At 37.2% G+C, this 14,755-nt stretch carries 14 protein-coding genes; 13 read left to right on the top strand and 1 reads right to left on the bottom strand.

What is annotated here, in order from left to right:
* The first annotated feature begins 102 nt into the window (after positions 1 to 102).
* Positions 103 to 717 carry a DUF4230 domain-containing protein gene (locus ABXT67_RS02710; RefSeq protein ID WP_415375752.1) on the top strand — a complete coding sequence of 205 codons (615 nt, stop codon included), beginning with the start codon at positions 103 to 105 and terminating at the stop codon, positions 715 to 717.
* Between the two features lie 230 nt (positions 718 to 947).
* Here the strand turns inward: ABXT67_RS02710 and ABXT67_RS02705 are convergent, their stop codons facing one another.
* Entirely contained in the window at positions 948 to 2,735 is a 1,788-nt protein-coding gene (locus ABXT67_RS02705; protein ID WP_415375751.1) for an aromatic amino acid hydroxylase, read from the bottom strand.
* 161 nt (positions 2,736 to 2,896) lie between these two features.
* Here ABXT67_RS02705 and ABXT67_RS02700 point away from each other — a divergent pair, with 161 nt between their 5' ends.
* The 12 genes from ABXT67_RS02700 (at position 2,897) to ABXT67_RS02645 (ending at position 14,716) form a co-directional block, all read left to right on the top strand.
* Positions 2,897 to 3,463, top strand: coding sequence for a TetR/AcrR family transcriptional regulator (locus tag ABXT67_RS02700; protein WP_415375750.1), 567 nt, complete (start codon positions 2,897 to 2,899; stop codon positions 3,461 to 3,463).
* Between the two features lie 70 nt (positions 3,464 to 3,533).
* Complete coding sequence (locus ABXT67_RS02695) at positions 3,534 to 4,607, top strand: 2Fe-2S iron-sulfur cluster-binding protein (protein ID WP_415375749.1); 1,074 nt, start codon at positions 3,534 to 3,536, stop codon at positions 4,605 to 4,607.
* A gap of 62 nt (positions 4,608 to 4,669) precedes the next feature.
* The gene (gene paaA, locus ABXT67_RS02690; RefSeq protein ID WP_415375748.1) at positions 4,670 to 5,626 is read left to right on the top strand and encodes a 1,2-phenylacetyl-CoA epoxidase subunit PaaA; all 957 of its coding nucleotides are present in this window, start codon (positions 4,670 to 4,672) and stop codon (positions 5,624 to 5,626) included.
* 85 nt (positions 5,627 to 5,711) lie between these two features.
* Entirely contained in the window at positions 5,712 to 5,996 is a 285-nt protein-coding gene (gene paaB / locus ABXT67_RS02685) for a 1,2-phenylacetyl-CoA epoxidase subunit PaaB (protein ID WP_415375747.1), read from the top strand.
* A 133-nt stretch (positions 5,997 to 6,129) separates the two neighbouring features.
* Positions 6,130 to 6,885: a 1,2-phenylacetyl-CoA epoxidase subunit PaaC gene (gene paaC, locus ABXT67_RS02680; RefSeq protein ID WP_415375746.1), complete on the top strand. Its 756-nt coding sequence runs from the start codon at positions 6,130 to 6,132 to the stop codon at positions 6,883 to 6,885.
* A gap of 161 nt (positions 6,886 to 7,046) precedes the next feature.
* Positions 7,047 to 7,550, top strand: coding sequence for a 1,2-phenylacetyl-CoA epoxidase subunit PaaD (paaD, locus tag ABXT67_RS02675; protein WP_415375745.1), 504 nt, complete (start codon positions 7,047 to 7,049; stop codon positions 7,548 to 7,550).
* 94 nt (positions 7,551 to 7,644) lie between these two features.
* The gene (locus ABXT67_RS02670; protein WP_415375744.1) at positions 7,645 to 8,427 is read left to right on the top strand and encodes an enoyl-CoA hydratase-related protein; all 783 of its coding nucleotides are present in this window, start codon (positions 7,645 to 7,647) and stop codon (positions 8,425 to 8,427) included.
* A gap of 388 nt (positions 8,428 to 8,815) precedes the next feature.
* A complete protein-coding gene (locus tag ABXT67_RS02665) occupies positions 8,816 to 10,045 on the top strand; it encodes a 3-hydroxyacyl-CoA dehydrogenase NAD-binding domain-containing protein (RefSeq protein WP_415375743.1) in 1,230 nt (409 codons plus the stop codon).
* 84 nt (positions 10,046 to 10,129) lie between these two features.
* Complete coding sequence (locus tag ABXT67_RS02660; RefSeq protein WP_415376908.1) at positions 10,130 to 10,537, top strand: PaaI family thioesterase; 408 nt, start codon at positions 10,130 to 10,132, stop codon at positions 10,535 to 10,537.
* Between the two features lie 75 nt (positions 10,538 to 10,612).
* Positions 10,613 to 11,827, top strand: a complete 1,215-nt coding sequence (gene pcaF / locus ABXT67_RS02655; RefSeq protein WP_415375742.1) for a 3-oxoadipyl-CoA thiolase — start codon at positions 10,613 to 10,615, stop codon at positions 11,825 to 11,827.
* Between the two features lie 9 nt (positions 11,828 to 11,836).
* Positions 11,837 to 14,380 (top strand): phenylacetic acid degradation bifunctional protein PaaZ, encoded by a 2,544-nt coding sequence (gene paaZ / locus ABXT67_RS02650; protein WP_415375741.1) that lies wholly within the window; start codon positions 11,837 to 11,839, stop codon positions 14,378 to 14,380.
* A 198-nt stretch (positions 14,381 to 14,578) separates the two neighbouring features.
* On the top strand, positions 14,579 to 14,716 hold the full coding sequence (locus ABXT67_RS02645; protein ID WP_415375740.1) for a hypothetical protein: 138 nt from the start codon (positions 14,579 to 14,581) through the stop codon (positions 14,714 to 14,716).
* Positions 14,717 to 14,755 lie beyond the last annotated feature (39 nt).

Here is a 14,755-nt window from a genome sequence, read left to right as displayed (position 1 = left end):
AAGGAAATATCGACAATAATTTCTATATTCATTATCAATAACGAGGCGAGTCTTTTTTCATTGTTCTTTTAGCGCGGTGGTCTTGTGTGTATTTATATATAGATGCGTAATATCTTCTTAGGAATTGTACTGGCAATGGTTGTTGTTTTCGGCTTGCGATATTGTGAATATCAAAAGGAGGAGAACGAACAGCTTAATGCCTCCACTTCTTTAATCGAAAAACAATTAAAAAACGTAGGAAAATTAGTGGTTACTGAAGGTAATTTCTCGCAGATTTATACTTTCAGCGACACAAAAAACCTATTGATGGGTCTGGTAGATTCAAAAAAGAAAGCCCTTGTAGTTGCAAATGCTCAAGCTTCTATAAGTTATGATTTGAGTAAGATTAAAGCAGAAATAATCCCAGAATCTAAAACGGTCCTAATTACCGAGATCCCCCAACCAGAATTAAAAATCAATCCTAATATTGAGTATTATGATGTAACTTTTGAGTATTTAAATCCATTTGAAGCAGAAGATTATAACGAAATAAAAAAAAGAGTAACAGCTTTGCTGCGAGAGCAAATTGAGGCATCAAGTTTGAGAACCAATGCAGAAAACAGATTAATTTCAGAGCTTCAAAAAATTTATATACTGACCAATAGTATGGGATGGGAATTACAATATTCAGAAAAACGAATAAAAACTGAAAATGATTTTGATAATTTAATCTTATAAAATCTTTGTATTAAGGTAACTTACTGGTTGATAACCCCTAATTATTTTCTCTAATACTTTTGTATTTGCCGAATCAAAAAAAGTATGCTAAAAAAGTATCTTTTGGTTTTCATGACCTCTTTATCCTTTGTAGAAACACAGGCGCAATTTGTAGCCGATATTGAAAGTTATCCAATGGGGGTCCTTTACAGTCATGTTGCTCTTCTTTCGGAATCGGTTAAATGTTAATTCTATTCTTTTTTAATAAGCCCCAATCCGCCCTCAATTAGATGAGCAATCTCAGGTCTTTTTTCTTGTAAAGATTTCAAATGATCTAATATTTCATAATTTTTTGTCAACTCATAAAGCTCCAATGGCAAAAGCCAATCATTAGAGAAATTACGCTTTACCTTTTTAAAAATTTCTAAGAGTTTGTCTCTTCCCTTTGAAGAGAGGTAAGGGGCGGTATGTTCCAACCTATATGTTCTCACAGCGCTGTAAAACCCATTCAATTTTTTCTCCTCTTCACCCATCTCTGTAACATCACCAAGAGTGCTCAATTCGTGTTCTACTAAATTAAAACTCAAGTAATCTGCTGCTCCGGCAAATGCCGAGACAATTTCTTTGCCAACTGCCATATCAAAATCACCATCTTCAGGAGAGAATAAAATTTCGTTTTTATAAGTAACCTTACAATTTTTAAACTGAATCAACATCAGCTCTCCTTTTAAATTACGCATTCCTGTAACATTCATTCCTTTTACTCGAATGCCGCTTTCAAATTCAAACTCAATGGGTTTACCGTCATAAAAATCATAGGCTGCTAGATCACGTGGCCCCATATTTTCAATGGCAAGATTAATACCTTTTAACTTACCCAATGGACTTCTAAATCCGTTTTGATGTCTTGAAACTCCGTGTCCAATTACTTCGGTTTCTCTATAGGCAAGTGCGGTCTCTCTTTCAGTTTCAAAATATACTATTTCGTTATCTTCATTTTTAATCATTCTCGTAAATACCCCAGAAACTTGCAGGCCAGCACTAAGCTCTATAGTTCCCATTTGTTTACTTTCAATAAGTTTATTGAGTCCTCGCCACCCACCTTTTCTAACCGCCATTGTATTTGCGAATTCTTCCAGAACTTGCTGTAAAAAGGCAAAGTCTGGAGTGACATATAATTGAGGTTGCGGTTTTGTTATGTCAAAATTTTGATATGCCGCAGCTATAGAATACGGAATTTTCTTCACCTCTTTTTTCATACACCACTCGCTTTCGCCAATAGAAGATAGTAGCCCTGCACCGTAAATTTTAGGATCTTCAATCGTTCCAACCATACCATACTCTACGGTCCACCAATGTAAATTTCGGACAAGCGCAATTTCAGAAGGGGTGACTTTTTTATTTTGAAGTGCTTCCACTTTTTTTTCAGCAGTTTCAATTTTTTCTTTAGAAATTCCTTCGGCTTCCTTTAAAATAGAAAGTGTTCTCACCGCTTCGTACATTTCCATATCGTGCGCACTAGAGATTGCTTTAGCGCCAATTTCTCCAAAACGCCGTAAGTATTCTGCATAATCTGGACTGGCAATAATGGGAGCATGTCCAGCTCCTTCGTGTATAATATCTGGTGCAGGGGTGTACTCGATGTTCTCTAATTGACGGATATCGCTAGCAATTACCAGCACTTTGTAGGCCTGAAATTCCATAAAAGCGTTAGGAGGAATAAAACCATCCACAGCAACCGCTGCCCAACCTATTTCTTTAAGGATGCGATTCATCCCATACATCGAAGGGATTTTGTCAATAGAAATTCCAGTTTGTTCCAAACCATCCAGATAACTTTCATGTGCTACTATACTTAAATAATCCACATTTTTTCGCATTACATAACGCCACACCGCTTGATTCATAGCGGTGTAGTGTTCATAATTTTGTGGCTTGATATACTGCTTTAAATGTGGGGGCAGCCTATCGAGTAGTTCGTTGCTTTCAATTTCAATGCTCCCCTTGATAGGGGTTAGAGGGGTAATCTCTTCAATCATATATCAAAAATAGCAAAACTTGCCTAACCAATGCGTATTGGAGTTTATTGATTTTTGAAATAAAAAAGAATTAACGACTTTAAAAAGCAGGTAGTTCAGTAATCAAAAATCCCCAATCAACAATCTTTAATTAATCTCTAATTCGTTATTTTTACATCATAATGAAACCAACCCGCAAGCAAGAAATAATAACTATCGCCTCTCGTCTTTTCAAAGAAAGAGGATATAATGCAGTATCTATGCGCGACATCGCCCATGCCATGGATATAAAAGCAGCCAGCTTGTACAATCATATTTCAGGAAAGCAAGAAATCCTTTCTACATTAATTTTGGAAGTTGCTGAAGAGTTTACCCGAGAGATGAATGCTATTACTTTAGAAAATATAAGTCCTTTAAAGAAGATTGAAAGTGTCATTGAAATTCATATTGATATCACCGTTAATTATTCTGAAAATATAGCAGCACTCAATAATGATTGGATGCATTTAGAAGGTTTTGCACTAAAGCGTGTGGTGAAAATGCGCGAGGATTATGAAGGAAATTTTCGAGGCATCATAAAACAGGGAGTTGCTGCAGGTGATATTAAACCACAGCATCCTGAGGTTATTTTATTTTCCATACTATCTACCCTTCGAACCCTTTACTTGTGGAATGAAAAACGCGGTAAAATGGATGTGAACGTCCTAAAGAAAGACATGGTAGCGGTTCTTTTAGAAGGGATTGTTTAATAATGGTTAAACCTTTTTGCAGATTAACTAACAATCGTTAGTTTTGCATCAATAATTTGAAATATAACAAGTGGCAGACTTTCATAATTTAAAGATTAAAGAAATTTACAAGGATACAGACGATTGCTCTGTAGTAACTTTCGAAGTTCCTTCAGAGATATCTAAGGAGTTTCACTTTCGTCAAGGTCAACATCTTACATTAAAGACAGATATTGATGGTGAAGATACACGCCGTTCGTATAGTTTATGTTCTAGTCCAATAGACGCTCAATGGAAAGTGGCTGTTAAGTTAATTCCAGGCGGAAAATTTTCAACATTTATAAATGATACACTCCAAGCTGGAGACATGCTGGAAGTAATGGCGCCGAGTGGTAACTTTGGGGTAGAAACAAACAATACAAAAGCCAAAAATTATCTTTTTTTTGCGGCAGGTAGTGGAATTACGCCGGTACTTTCAATGGTTAAAACGCATTTAACAGTGGAACCAAATAGTACATGTAAGTTGTTTTATATTAATAAGACGGCAAAATCTATTATCTTTAAGGAGGAATTAGAACAGCTGAGAAATCAGTTTTTTGGGCGTTTTGAAATCAATTATTTTTTGACCAAAGAGCGCAGAGATATCGAATTGTTTAATGGTCGCTTTGATGATGAAAAAATGGCTGTGCTAACTAAAACATTTATAGATATTCCAGATACGGATGAAGTGTTTTTATGTGGTCCTGAAAAAATGGTCAATTATGTGTCAGAGTATTTAATCAATGCTGGACTTCCCAAAGAGAATGTTCATTTTGAATTATTTGTTACAGGACTTTCAGAAGAAGATATTGCGCGTCAAGAGCGCTTAGCGCAACAAAATGTGGAAGGAACCAAAGTGATCATTGTTGATGGTGGTAAAGAATTTACGTTCACAATGACCAAAGAATACGATAATATTCTAGATGCAGCCCTGGGAGCAGGAGCAGATTTGCCCTTTGCTTGCAAAGGGGGTGTATGCAGCACCTGCAAATGTTTAGTAATAGACGGTGCAGTAGAAATGAAAATAAATTATGCATTGAGTGATAAAGAGGTGTCTCAAAATCTTGTTTTGAGTTGCCAAGCAGTCCCAACTACAGATAGTGTTACAGTAGACTTTGACGTATAAATCTTGCCTTTGAGGGGAGCTAGGGGGATGTTCTCCCAAGCTAATAATAAAATAACTGAGCTATGAGCAACGAACAAGTAAAAAACCTAGAAGAAATTTTTGAAGCGCGTATAGCACGTGATGAAAAGATAGAACCTAAAGATTGGATGCCAGAAAAGTATCGGAAGACACACATCAGGCAAATGTCCCAACATGCCCATTCTGAAATTGTAGGAATGTTACCAGAAGGGAATTGGATTTCAAGAGCTCCTTCACTAAGGAGAAAAGCAGCCCTTCTTGCTAAAGTTCAAGATGAAGCGGGTCATGGGTTGTATCTGTATTCTGCATGCGAAACCTTAGGGATTTCTCGTGACGAATTGTATGAACAATTGCATTCTGGAAAAGCAAAGTATTCTTCTATATTTAATTATCCTACTGTTACTTGGGCAGATATGGGAGCTGTGGGCTGGTTAGTAGATGGCGCAGCGATTATCAATCAAGTGCCATTGTGTAATACCTCTTTTGGTCCTTACGCAAGGGCAATGGTGCGCGTTTGTAAAGAAGAAAGCTTTCACCAACGCCAAGGTTTTGAGATTATGCATAAACTTTGCAACGGAACACAAGCGCAAAAAGACATGGCGCAAGATGCCTTGAATAGGTGGTGGTGGCCAAGTTTAATGATGCTAGGTCCAACAGATGCCGAGAGTATCCATACAGAACAATCAATGAAATGGAAATTAAAACGCAAGTCAAATGATGATTTACGCCAACAATTTATTGATCAAACGGTTCCGCAGGCTGATATTCTTGGATTAACAGTTCCAGATCCAGATTTAAAATGGAATGAAGAAAAAGGTATTTATGATTTTGGAGAAATCAATTGGGATGAGTTCTGGCAGGTAGTAAAAGGCCACGGCCCTTGCAATAAGCAACGTATGAAAGCTAGAGTAAGCGCTTGGGACAACGGAGCTTGGGTGCGCGATGCGGCAATGGCTTATGCAGACAAGAAAGAAGCGAATAAATTAAAGAAAGCTATTTAAACAGAAGTGAGTCTTTAGTTCTGAGTATTGAGAAATATAAGTCTCAACTCTTAACTCAATACAAACCACTCAATCCTTAAAAAATATGAGTAAGAATTGGCCCCTTTGGGAAATCTTCGTTAGAAGTAAAAACGGATTAGAGCACAGACACTTTGGTAGTCTTCACGCGGCAGATGCAGAAATGGCCTTAGAAAATGCACGTGATGTATATACAAGAAGAAGTGAAGGTGTTAGTATTTGGGTAGTAGAAAGTAAAAACATTACTGCTACTAATCCTGAGCACAACGGGGAACTTTTTGAGCCCGCACACGACAAAGTATATCGGCACCCTACGTTTTACGATTTACCAGACGATGTAAAACATATGTAAACGATTGTGTATTTTGGATTTCTGATTGGAGAACGAATAGTTCCACAATCAAAAATTTTTAATCTCTAATTTCCAATTAATAATAACGGTTATCCTGAGTTTGTCAAAGGGCAAATGTTAGACACTATTCCAAATGAATAATAAACATCTTTTCGATTATATTTTATCAATAGCAGATAACAGCTTAATTCTTGGCCAACGTTTAGGCGAATTATGTGGTCACGGCCCCACGTTGGAAACTGATATTGCAGGCACAAATATATCACTCGATTTAATAGGACAGTGCCGTAACTATTATCAATATGCGGCAAAAATACAGGGGAAAGGAAAGAATGAAGATGATTTAGCCTTTTTGCGCTTAGAAAGAGAATACAAAAACGTATTGTTAGTAGAACAACCCAATGAGCATTTTGGATTTGTAATGGGACGCCAATATTTGTTTGATGTATTCCATTTATTATTTATGACTCAAATGCTAAATAGCAAAGACGAAACGCTGGCTGCGATTGCGAAAAAAGCAATTAAAGAAGTCAGCTATCATAAGAGATTCTCAGGGGATTGGGTAAAGCGATTAGGGGATGGTAGTCCAGAAAGCAAGGCTAAAATGCAAGAAGCTATTGATGATTTATGGACGTATACAGATGAGCTTTTTGATATGACTGAAGCAGACAATGCTATGGTTAATGAAGGAATAGGAGTAGATGTTTTGAAATTAAAAGAAATATACTATAGAGAGGTTTCAGAACTTTTAGAGGAGGCAAATCTAACGGTTCCAGAAAGCAAGTATTTCACTCGTGGAGGTAAAAAAGGAATTCATAGTGAGCATATGGGCTATTTGCTAGCAGAGTTACAATATATGCAACGCACCTACCCTAATATGGAATGGTAATGTATGATTGCGGATTTTTGATTTAAGAACGAATAGATAGACAATCAATAATTCTAATAAATTAACTATGTTTCCACGAGCATTATCGAAATAGGAACTTTTCACTTTTGAAGATGCCGAGTTTAGTTCTAGAGAGGTTTATTAAAATTGACTAAATATAAATGACTTTAACTCAAACTGCAAATATCGATCCTCATTTAATCCCAATTCTGGAACAAGTAAGCGATCCCGAAATCCCTGTGTTGACAGTGCTAGATCTTGGTGTAATAAGACAGGCGATTGAAGAAAATGGAATCATAAAAGTTAAACTCACTCCAACCTATAGCGGTTGTCCAGCAATGGATGTGATAGGGGATGATTTAAAAAAAGCTTTTAAGCCCTTTGGAAAATCAGTTGAAGTAGAATTGGTCTTAAGCCCTGCTTGGAGTACAGATTGGATACGCGAAGAAGGATTGGTGAAAATGGAAGCATATGGTATTGCTAGACCATTGTCTGAAACCGCAGACAAAGAAGTATTACTAGGTAATGCTAAAAAAGTTATCTGCCCTCAATGTAAAAGTACAAATACACATCTAGTAAGTCAGTTTGGTTCTACAGCATGCAAAGCACTATTTAAATGTGATGACTGCCTAGAGCCATTTGATTACTTTAAATGTTTAAAATAGAATGATTAACGATTGTGGATTGTGGATTTTTGATTGAAGAAGTACTAATCTAACAATCAAAAATCATTAATCCTCAACATCCAATTTTTATGAAATGACGCAACCAATAACTAAACAAATCAATAGCGGCGTAGCCATTTTAACCTTGAACCGTCCTGAAGTTTTTAATAGCTTCAATAAGGAGATGGCTTTTTTATTGCAGGATGAACTTGATGCTTGCGAAAAAGACGCAACTGTTAGAGCTATAGTCATCACAGGAAGCGGAAGAGCTTTTTGTGCCGGTCAAGATATAGGGGAGATTACAAATCCAGATTTAAATCCTGGATTTAAGAAAATTTTAGATGACCATTACAACCCTATTATAAAAAAGATAAGAGCAATTGAAAAGCCAATTGTATGCGGTGTCAACGGAGTAGCAGCAGGAGCGGGAGCAAATATAGCTTTGGCCTGTGATGTGGTTATTGCAAGCGATAAAGCGAGTTTTATTCAGGCTTTTAGTAAAATAGGATTGATTCCAGACAGTGCTGGAACCTTCTTTTTACCTCGATTAATTGGGTTTGGTAAAGCTTCTGCCATTATGATGTTAGGAGATAAAATTTCCGCAGAAAAAGCAGAAAAAATGGGTATGATCTATAGTGTGGTGCCTTCTGAAACTTTAATGGATGAAGTAAAAGCAGCAGCAACAACCTTAGCCAATATGCCTACAAAAGCATTAGGTTTGACTAAAAGATTGCTTAACGAATCAATGACGAATAATCTTGAAGAGCAGCTAATATTAGAAAGTAAACTACAAATAGAATCAGCATCTACAGAAGATTATGCTGAAGGAGTTGCTGCGTTTGTAGAGAAGAGAAAGCCAAACTTTAAAGGAAACTAGGTAATTAACGATTGGAGATTAGCAATTGTTGATTTTTGAACTAAAATAAATATGAAACCAAATCAATTACAGAAACGTTGAATTCAATTTGCCTTAGATGTAGTTTTCCTTTGAGGCGCCGTATTTGACGATACAACTGATTAGGTCTAGTACTTCTGTGGTTTTAAATTAGGGTGAGGAAAGAAGTGGGGAATCCGCCAAATAATTTCTTTACAAAATGAAAATTAGTTAGATAGAATTAAGAGCGTCTTATGTTAGTATAAAAATTCAAAAAGGAGCAAAGTTAATATTGAATGTAAAGGAATTGGATAGGCTATTAGAGGACAATAATCAACTCATTGCTATTTTCATAGCAAATATTAAAACTGCCCGTAAAAAATAAATTTTAATGACCACATCAAATCAAAAATCAAAGATCGTTAATCCGAAATCTCCAATCAAAACGGTAGGAATTATAGGCGCAGGGACAATGGGTAGTGGTATTGCGCAAGTAGCATCCACCGCAGGTTGTTTGGTAAAACTTTTCGATTTAAATCAAGGAGCACTTGATAGAGCCAAATTGGCTTTAGAAAAAATAATGACGCGTCTTGTTGAAAAAGGGCGTGTTACTTCTGAAGAAAAAACTCGTATTCAGAATAATATCAGTTACGTAACTTCTTTAAATAAATTAGCAGATAGTGATTTGACGATTGAAGCGATAGTAGAGAGTCTTGATATTAAGAAAAAGGTATTTCAGGAATTAGAAGGGTATGTAAGCGATGATTGTATTATAGCATCAAACACGTCTTCTTTGTCAATAGCCTCTATAGCTTCGTCACTAGAAAAGCCAGAGCGTTGCGTAGGGATTCACTTTTTTAACCCAGCACCATTAATGAAGTTAGTTGAGGTAATTCCGGCTATTCAAACATCGTATGAGGTGCTTGAAACAGTAATAGATACAATCTCTAGTTGGAAGAAAGTAGTTGCAGTGGCGAAAGACACTCCAGGTTTTATTGTAAATAGAGTCGCAAGACCATTTTATGGAGAAGCTTTACGCATTTACGAAGAAGGAATCGCAAATTTTGCAACCATAGATCATGCGATGAAAAGCTTGGGAGGTTTCAGAATGGGCCCTTTTGAACTTATGGATTTTATAGGGAATGATGTAAACTACACGGTGACAGAAACGGTTTTTACGGCCTTCTATTTCGATCCAAGATACAAGCCATCATTCACACAAAAGCGTTTTTCGGAAGCAGGTTATTTAGGTCGTAAGTCGGGTATTGGGTATTACGAGTATGACCAGAATGGTAAGAAAGTGGAAGACTCTGATGTAACAACAAGCGCTATTGACGCCACTGTAAAAGAGCAAATTTTTAATCGGGTATTAGTGATGCTCATTAATGAAGCTGCAGACGCCTTATTTTTAAACATTGCAAGTGCTGAGGATATTGATAGCGCCATGACCAAAGGTGTTAATTATCCAAAAGGATTACTCGCTTGGGCAGATGAAAAAGGAATTGATTGGTGTGTTGAGAAATTAGATACCTTGTACGATGAGTATCGCGAAGATAGATATCGTTGTTCTCCATTGTTGAGAAGAATGAATAAAGAAAACAAACAGTTCTTTATTAAATAGAAATGTCACCCTGAGCCTGTCGAAGGGCAATAATTAACAATATTGAATGGGCTTCGAAAAGCTCAGCCTGACATAAAAATGATAATGCAAGGAAATAAAATACCATATAAAATGCTATCGCAAGATGCCTACTCAACTTGGCTAGGAATTGAGATTCTAGAATGCGAAGTAGGACGGGTGAAAGTAGGAATGACTATTAGAAAAGAAATGCTTAATAGCATGGATAAAGCACACGGTGGAATCAGTTATTCACTTGCAGACACTGCTTTTGGATTCACGGCAAATACACACGGAAAGTATGCAGTGTCTATCGAAACAAGTATCAACCATATTGAGGCACTTGAAGAAGGAGATTTCATCACAGCAGAATCAATATTAGATCATCAAAAGAATAAGGTAGGTTTTAATATAGTAGAAGTGAAACGAGGCGAAGAACTAGTAGCTCTCTTTAAGGGAGTCGTTTATAGAACCTCGAAAGATTGGACAGAATAAAAAATGTACGATTGTAGATTTGCGAAGGAAGATTAAAGAAATCGCACTCGTATATCGTGCATCTAAAATGAAAATATGAAAGAAGCATATATAATTGACGGAGTAAGAACCCCTATCGGGAATTATAAAGGCGCATTAAGTGCCTTACGCGCAGATGATTTAGGAGCATTGGTTATTAAAGCAGTGACTGACAAATATCCTAACATCCCGAAAGATGCATATGAAGATGTAATCATGGGCTGCGCAAACCAAGCAGGAGAGGATAATCGTAATGTAGCACGAATGAGTTTGCTACTCGCAGGACTTCCATTTTCTGTTCCGGGTGAAACTGTAAATAGATTATGCAGTAGCGGCTTGAGTGCTATTATTCAGGCAAATCGCGCTATAAAAGCTGGTGACGGGGATTTATTTATCGCAGGCGGCGTTGAGAATATGACCCGCGGACCCTACGTGATTGCAAAACCTTCCACAGCATTTGGGGGTGATAGTAAAATGTATGATTCTACTTTTGGATGGCGTTTTATAAATCCTAAAATGGCAACATTGTATGGTGTTGATGGAATGGGTGTTACTGCTGAAAATCTTGTAGAGAAGTATAACATCTCTAGAGAAGATCAAGATGCCTTTGCGTATAACAGCCAAATGAAAGCCGCTGCCGCTCAAAAGAATGGCAGGTTAGCAAAAGAAATCGTTCCCGTTGAAATTCCGCAACGAAAAAAAGACCCTATCATTTTTGCGAATGATGAATTTATCAAACCAAATTCTTCAAAAGAAATATTAGCAAAACTACGTCCAGCCTTTAAAAAAGACGGTGGAAGCGTAACGGCCGGTAATGCATCGGGATTAAATGATGGCGCAGCGGCTACCATTATTGCAAGTGAAGATGCAGTTAAGAAATATGGATTGAAACCAATGGCAAGAATTATAAGTTCTGCCGTAGTGGGAGTAGAACCAAGAATTATGGGAATCGGTCCTGTGAAAGCTTCTAATAAAGCTTTGGAAAAAGCAGGTTTGAAAATGGAAGATATGGATGTGATTGAGTTAAATGAGGCCTTCGCATCGCAGGCTTTGGCTTGTATTAGAGAATGGGGATTAGCAGATGATGATGCGAGAATTAATCCAAATGGCGGCGCTATTGCAATAGGTCATCCACTAGGGGTCACAGGGGCAAGAATTGCCTACTCAGCGGCATTAGAATTACAAGAAACAAACAAACGTTACGCACTAATTACAATGTGTATTGGAGTTGGTCAAGGGTATGCAGCTATTATTGAAAATGTGAATTTATAATTCTATAAAATGAATAAAACACAACATTATATACAAGGTCAATGGCAATCTGGAAACGGTGAAGGAATTCCTGTTTTTGATTCTATTACGGGCGAACATTTTACATCAACTTCAGTTGAAGGATTAGACGTTCCCTCTATTCTGCAATACGGTCGTGATAAGGGAGATACACTTCGTAAAATGACCTTTCAACAACGAGGAAACCTGCTGAAAAGCCTTGCGCTATACCTTGAAAAAAGAAAGAAAGCGTTTTATGAAATTAGCTACCGAACAGGGGCTACAAAGCGTGATAGTTGGGTGGATATTGAAGGAGGTTTTGGTAATCTTTTTGCCAATGCATCTCTTCGTAAATTATTCCCCAATCAATCATACCACGTAGAAGGTGATCCAATAGATTTATCTCGTGGAGGTCGTTTTATGGCACACCACATTATGGTGCCTCGTGAAGGTGTGGCAGTACATATTAACGCTTTTAATTTTCCAGTTTGGGGAATGCTCGAAAAGTGCGCAGTGAACTGGATGGCAGGAATGCCAGCAGTCGTGTTGCCAGCACCACAAACCGCTTATTTAACAGAAGCTGTAGTAAGAGAAATAATCGCTTCAGGAATTTTACCTGAAGGGTCTTTGCAGTTGATTAGTGGTACCGCCAAGAACATACTAGACACCGTTCATTCGCAAGATGTTGTAACGTTTACTGGGTCTGCAAAAATAGGACGAGTTCTTAAAAACCACCCGCAGCTTACTGCAGAATCTGTTCCTTTTACAATGGAGGCAGACAGTTTAAACGCCGCTATTTTAGGAAAAGATGCGGTTCCAGGAACACCAGAATTTGATTTATTTATTAAGGAAGTTCGCAATGAAATGACGACAAAGTGTGGTCAAAAATGTACGGCAATTCGTAGAATTATCGTGCCTCAAGGACTAGTGGAAGATGTGCAAAGTGCATTGATAAAACAACTGGATAAAATTACTATAGGTGATCCTCGATTGAGAGAAGTGCGTATGGGAAGTCTTGTTAATGATGCCCAACGTAACAGCGTAAAAGAACAAGTAGCAAAAATTGCAGAAAGTGCTCAAATTGTCTACGGAAATACTGATAATTTTGAAGCCATAGGCGCAAATTCACAAAAAGGCGCTTTTATGAAACCTGTTTTGTTGCGTGAGGACCATCCGTTACAAAATGAAAACGCGCACGTGACTGAAGCTTTTGGTCCCGTAAGTACAATAATGCCTTATGATAACTTAGAAAATGCAATCACATTAGCAAAAATGGGGAAAGGATCTCTAGTTAGCTCAATCGTTACAAACGATGATAAAATTGCCAGAGAATATGCAGTGAATGCGGCAAGTCATCACGGGCGTATTTTAATATTAAATCGCGAAAGTGCAAAACAAAGTACAGGACACGGTTCGCCATTGCCAGGATTAATCCACGGGGGTCCAGGTCGTGCTGGTGGAGGAGAAGAAATGGGAGGAATGCGTGGTATTAAACATTATTTACAACGTTGTGCCATTCAAGGAAGCCCAACCACTTTGACAGAGGTTACGGGAATTTATCAACCTAAAGCGGCCTACAAAGAAACGCCACAACATCCTTTTAAATACCATTGGGAAGACATCCAACCGGGAATGTCACTAAAAACCCATAACCGCACGATCACAGATACAGATATTGTAAACTTCGGAAATATTACATGGGATCACTTTTACGCACACACAGATACCACATCGTTAGACGGAAGTATTTTTGAAAAGCGAACTGCCCACGGCTATTTTATCATTTCGATGGCAGCAGGTTTATTTGTCTACCCGAATAAAGGGCCCGTTGCTGCAAACTATGGCTTAGAAGAAATTAGATTCTTACGCCCTATTTACGATAGCGACACTTTATATGTTCGTTTAACCTGCAAGCAAAAAGTAGACAGAGATAGCAGAGGACAAGAGCACCCAAGTGGAATTGTTAAATGGTATGTAGAAATATTTGATGTAAATGTAGATAGCTCAAACGCTATATTACCAGCTGATGCGGAGAAAGAGGATCCCTTAGTTTGTATCGCTACTATTTTAACAATGGTAGAAAAGAAACAAGAAGTCTTTACCGAAATGACCAATGAAGCGATCCAATTCTGTCTCGATAAAATTTCAGAAGAAAGCAAGCCAAAATGGGGTATAATGACACCACAGCATATGTTAGAACATCTAGAATACACCTATAAAATTACTTCGGGAGATATTCAAGATTTTGAAATTGTAACACCAGAAAAGTATTTAGATATAACCCATGACAGTCTATATAATTTTAAGAAGTTTCCGCAAAACTCTAGATTTCCGCAATTAGAAAAAGATACACTGGCTCCTTTACAACATCCAGATTTAGAAACGGCAAAGGAGAAATTCTTGGAGCAGCGATTTAAGTATCTCGCATTTTTTCAAGAAAATCCAGATGCGATGTTAAAGAATTTAGTTTTTGGAGAATTGAATAAATATGAATCATATTTGTTAGAACGAAAGCATTTAAATCATCACTTTGAGCAATTTAGCCTTTTAGGCTAAATTGCTCACTGCGGATTTATTCCGCAGACGCTTTAATGAAAAGACCAATTGTTACTATTTATGGCGCGCGAACACATATATATATATATATATATATATACTCACACATGAAAATCGCCATATTTTCTACGTAGGAGTTACAAATAATATAAAGCCGCAACCTTTGGAACACACGTAGGAAGATATAATATTAATAAGTTGGTTTATTTTGAAGAACATCAATGGATTCAAGAAGCAATAAAAAGAGAAAAGACTATTAAGAAGTGGAAACAATATTGGAAAAAGAATATCATTTCTGAAATAAATCCAGATTGGGTAGATTTGAGTGAAGCCTAGGATTTGACAGTGTTTGATACTAATTATGATTGAGAGGTC

It is taken from the genome of Patiriisocius sp. Uisw_017, assembly GCF_047731265.1.
Lineage (GTDB): Bacteria > Bacteroidota > Bacteroidia > Flavobacteriales > Flavobacteriaceae > Patiriisocius.
The sequence above is the reverse complement of the archived record's forward strand: the minus strand, read 5'-3'. Positions and strand labels throughout refer to the sequence as shown.

Bases quoted from the DNA above. Each gene is read 5' to 3' on its own strand.
- ABXT67_RS02710 (WP_415375752.1), top strand. From the start codon at position 103: ATGCGTAATATCTTCTTAGGAATTGTACTGGCAATGGTTGTTGTTTTC.
- ABXT67_RS02700 (WP_415375750.1), top strand. From the start codon at position 2,897: ATGAAACCAACCCGCAAGCAAGAAATAATAACTATCGCCTCTCGTCTT.
- paaC (WP_415375746.1), top strand. From the start codon at position 6,130: ATGAATAATAAACATCTTTTCGATTATATTTTATCAATAGCAGATAAC.
- paaB (WP_415375747.1), top strand. From the start codon at position 5,712: ATGAGTAAGAATTGGCCCCTTTGGGAAATCTTCGTTAGAAGTAAAAAC.
- pcaF (WP_415375742.1), top strand. From the start codon at position 10,613: ATGAAAGAAGCATATATAATTGACGGAGTAAGAACCCCTATCGGGAAT.
- ABXT67_RS02660 (WP_415376908.1), top strand. From the start codon at position 10,130: ATGCAAGGAAATAAAATACCATATAAAATGCTATCGCAAGATGCCTAC.
- paaA (WP_415375748.1), top strand. From the start codon at position 4,670: ATGAGCAACGAACAAGTAAAAAACCTAGAAGAAATTTTTGAAGCGCGT.
- paaZ (WP_415375741.1), top strand. From the start codon at position 11,837: ATGAATAAAACACAACATTATATACAAGGTCAATGGCAATCTGGAAAC.
- paaD (WP_415375745.1), top strand. From the start codon at position 7,047: ATGACTTTAACTCAAACTGCAAATATCGATCCTCATTTAATCCCAATT.
- ABXT67_RS02665 (WP_415375743.1), top strand. From the start codon at position 8,816: ATGACCACATCAAATCAAAAATCAAAGATCGTTAATCCGAAATCTCCA.
- ABXT67_RS02670 (WP_415375744.1), top strand. From the start codon at position 7,645: ATGACGCAACCAATAACTAAACAAATCAATAGCGGCGTAGCCATTTTA.
- ABXT67_RS02705 (WP_415375751.1), bottom strand. From the start codon at position 2,735: ATGATTGAAGAGATTACCCCTCTAACCCCTATCAAGGGGAGCATTGAA.